This is a genomic window from Nocardia tenerifensis NBRC 101015, assembly GCF_000308715.1.
Taxonomy (GTDB): domain Bacteria; phylum Actinomycetota; class Actinomycetes; order Mycobacteriales; family Mycobacteriaceae; genus Nocardia; species Nocardia tenerifensis.
This window is the reverse complement of sequence record NZ_BAGH01000240.1, coordinates 1-3,363: the sequence shown is the minus strand read 5'-3', so window position 1 is coordinate 3,363 and position 3,363 is coordinate 1. Positions and strand designations below refer to the sequence as shown.

The window sequence follows — 3,363 nt, the reverse complement described above, 5'->3', positions numbered from 1 at the left end:
GCTGGAGGCGTGAGGCGCAGGCTTGCTGGAGGCGCGTGGTGCAGGGCTGGTTGGAACCCCGTGGGATGCAGGGAAGTGCGGGGTGCAGGGCTGGCTGAAGGCGTGGGAAGCAGGGCTGGCCGGAACCCCGGGGGGATGCCGCTGGAAGCGCGGGATGCAGGGCACACGGGAAGCACGAGGGCGCGGGGCCTACTGGCAGCGCGGTGCCGAAGGCCTACTGGAAGCGGAACCAGCGTGCCGCGAGCCCGCCGGACACCGCTCCCCACACGGCGAGTACCACGATGCCGAACCAGTCCACGCTGCTGCGCATCGCGTCCTCGAGGGTGACCGCGAGGGCCCCCGAAGGGATCAGGCGCGCAAGCACATTCACCGCGGTGGGCAGGTCGTCGGAGGCGAAGACGATGCTGGCGATGCCGAGCATGACGAACCACAGGATGTTCGCCAGCGCGAGCACCACCTCCGCCTTCAGTGTGCCGCCCAGCAGCAGGCCCATGGCCGCGAAAGTGGCTGTGCCGAGCGCGATCACGAGCGCGCCGAGGGCGAGCCCGGCGGGCTCGGGCCGCCAGCCGAGCGCGAAGCCGATGACGCCGAGCAGAATCGCTTGCAGCACAACGACGATCAGCACCGCCGCGCTCTTGCCCGCGATGATGCCCCAGCGCGGCAGCGCGGTGGCGCCGAGCCGCTTCAGCGCGCCGTAGCGGCGGTCGAAGCCGACGGCGATGGCCTGGCCGGTGAACGCGGTCGACATGACCGCGACCATCATCACCGCGGGCACGATCTTGTCCACCCGGTCGTCGCCGAGGTCGCCGAACGGCAGCAGGGTCAGCCCGACCAGCAGGGTGATCGGGATGAACATGGTCAGCAGCAACTGTTCGCCGTTGCGCAGCAACAGGATCAGCTCGAGCCGCGTCTGCGCGATCATCATCGCGGCGCGCGTGCTCGGCCGCGGGTTCGGGGCGAAGGTGCCCGGCGCGAAGCGGTTGGCGGTCAGGTCGGGCTGGGTCATCCGCGTAGGTCCCGTCCGGTGAGTTCCAGGAAGACGTCTTCGAGGCGGCGCTGATCGATCCGAATGTCGGTGGCGAGCACGTTCACTCGCGCGCACCACGCGGTCACCGTGGCGAGCACCTGCGGATTGATCTCGCCCTCGATCAGATACGTGCCCGGCGTGGTCTCCCGTGGTGAGAAACCTTCCGGCAGCGCCGATTTCAGCAGCTCCAGGTCGAGTTTCGGTGGGGCGCAGAAGCGTAGCTGCCCGGCGGCGCCGTGCGCGGTGACCTCGGCGGGTGTGCCGGAGGCGACGATCCGGCCGTGGTCGATGATCACCAGCTGGTCGGCGAGTTGCTCGGCCTCGTCCATCAGGTGTGTGGTGAGCACGACCGTCACCCCGTCGCGGCGCAGCGCGTCGATCAGCTCCCAGACGATCAACCGCGCCTGCGCGTCGAGGCCGGCGGTCGGCTCGTCCAGGAACACGATCTCCGGCTTGCCGACCAGCGCGCACGCCAGCGCCAGCCGCTGCTGCTGCCCGCCGGACAGTCGCCGGTACGGCGTCTTCCGGTTGTCCTGAAGTCCCAGCGTGCGCAGCAACCAGTCGGGATCCAGCGGGTCGGCGGAGTAGGCGGCGACCAGATCGAGCATCTCGCCCGCTTTCGCGCCGGGATAGGCGCCGCCGCCCTGCAGCATCACCCCGATCCGCGCGCGCAGTCGCTCCGAGTCCGCGATCGGGTCCAGCCCGAGCACCCGCACCGCCCCAGAGTCCGGCGCCACGAACCCCTCGCACATCTCCACGGTGGTGGTCTTGCCCGCCCCGTTGGGCCCGAGCAGCGCCAGCACCTGCGCCCGCTCCACCTCGAAACTCAATCCGTCGACCGCCACGGTCTCGCCGTAACGTTTGACGACGCCGTCGATGCGAACAGCGGGTCCGGCGGCGTGGGTCACGACCGCCCCTCGCTGCCGTTCAACGCCGTCGTGCCCCAGTGCACCGCGCCGGTTTCGCTCACGATGTCACACCGTAGGACGTGGGCACGTGTGACGGAGCCGACACCCCCTGCTGGCCGCGCCACGGCAGTTTGTTACGGGTGATCACGATGAACAGGACCGAGACGATCACCGTGGCGATGGCGGCGCCGACGATCTGGAACACCTCGAGATCCGCGCCGCGCGGCATCAGGATGACGCTGACGATCGCCGAGAAGGCAACGGCCGGAACGCGAAACACCGGCCGGGTGGCCCAGGCGGCGAGCGGCACGATCGCCCACAGCAGATACCACGGTTGCACCACGGGGAACAGCAGCACGATGGCGCCCAGCGCGACGCCGAGCGCGCCGACCGGATGCAGTCGCCCGGTGCCGGTGGCGACCAGCATGCGCACGGTGATGAATCCCGCGACCACCGCGGCGATGGGCCGGGTGATGCTCAACAGCGCGGTCGTATGGTCGCCGAGGCCGAGCAGCACACCGCCGAATCCGGTGATGATGCCGAGCACCGTCGGCACCGACATCCAGCTGCGCACCGCGTTGGCGACGTTGAGGGTGTGCAGCCAGCCGAAGCCGAGCCCGCTCATCGAGCCGATCAACAGTGACACGCCGATGGCGATCGCGCCGAGCATGGCCGCCGCGACGGCCACATTGCGCAGAGTGAATCCCCAGCGCCGGGCCAGCGCCATGCCGACGAACCCGAGCACGACGATCGAGGTGAACTTCACCGACGACGACATCGTGATGACGATCGCCCCGCCGATCAGCCACGCGTAGGCCCGTCCGTCGAACGGATGGATGTCCTCGATGGCGCGCAGGCAGAACTCCATCCCGGCGAGCATCAGCCCCAGCATCAGCGCGTCGTTGTGCACGCCGCCGACGAGGTGAAACAGCACAAGCGGATTCGCGGCGCCGAGCCACAGCGCGCTCACCGGGGCGACGCCGCAGCGCACGGACAGCCGTGGCAGCGCCCAGACGATCAAGGCGACACCGCCCAGCGCGAGCATGCGATGCACCCAGACGCCCGCGATGATGTTGTCGCCGGTGATGTCGGCGATGCCGCGGCCGATCCAGAGGAACAGCGGCCCGTAGGGCGCCGGCGTCTCCCGCCAGATATTCGGCACATTGTTGGTGAGCACGTTGTCGATCCCGAGCCCCGCGACCGGACCCTCCTGATAGGGATCGATGCCCCGCGCGGCGATTTCGCTTTGCGCCAGATAGGAATACACGTCATTGCTGAACAGCGGTGGGGCGACGCTGAGGGGAATGATCCAGAGCAGGAGGGTGCGGTCGAGCTGGGAGCGGCTGAGGCGGTGGCGGGTGCGCCGCCGAGGCCGCCGACGGCGAAGCGGCCGAGTAGCAGCCAGGCCAGCACGACGACGACGGTACC

2 protein-coding genes and 1 pseudogene are annotated in these 3,363 nt (G+C 69.6%); all 3 read right to left on the bottom strand.

Annotated elements, in window-relative coordinates:
- Positions 1–214: 214 nt before the first annotated feature.
- Positions 215–1,006 carry an ABC transporter permease gene (locus ON39_RS19145; RefSeq protein ID WP_040736234.1) on the bottom strand — a complete coding sequence of 264 codons (792 nt, stop codon included), beginning with the start codon at positions 1,004–1,006 and terminating at the stop codon, positions 215–217.
- On the bottom strand, positions 1,003–1,935 hold the full coding sequence (locus ON39_RS19140) for an ABC transporter ATP-binding protein (protein WP_040736232.1): 933 nt from the start codon (positions 1,933–1,935) through the stop codon (positions 1,003–1,005). Before ON39_RS19140 ends, ON39_RS19145 begins: the two co-directional genes overlap by 4 nt.
- A gap of 58 nt (positions 1,936–1,993) precedes the next feature.
- Positions 1,994–3,363 (bottom strand): annotated as a pseudogene (mptB, locus tag ON39_RS19135) (polyprenol phosphomannose-dependent alpha 1,6 mannosyltransferase MptB); the annotation flags it as partial.

Bases quoted from the DNA above. Each gene is read 5' to 3' on its own strand.
- ON39_RS19145 (WP_040736234.1), bottom strand. From the start codon at position 1,006: ATGACCCAGCCCGACCTGACCGCCAACCGCTTCGCGCCGGGCACCTTC.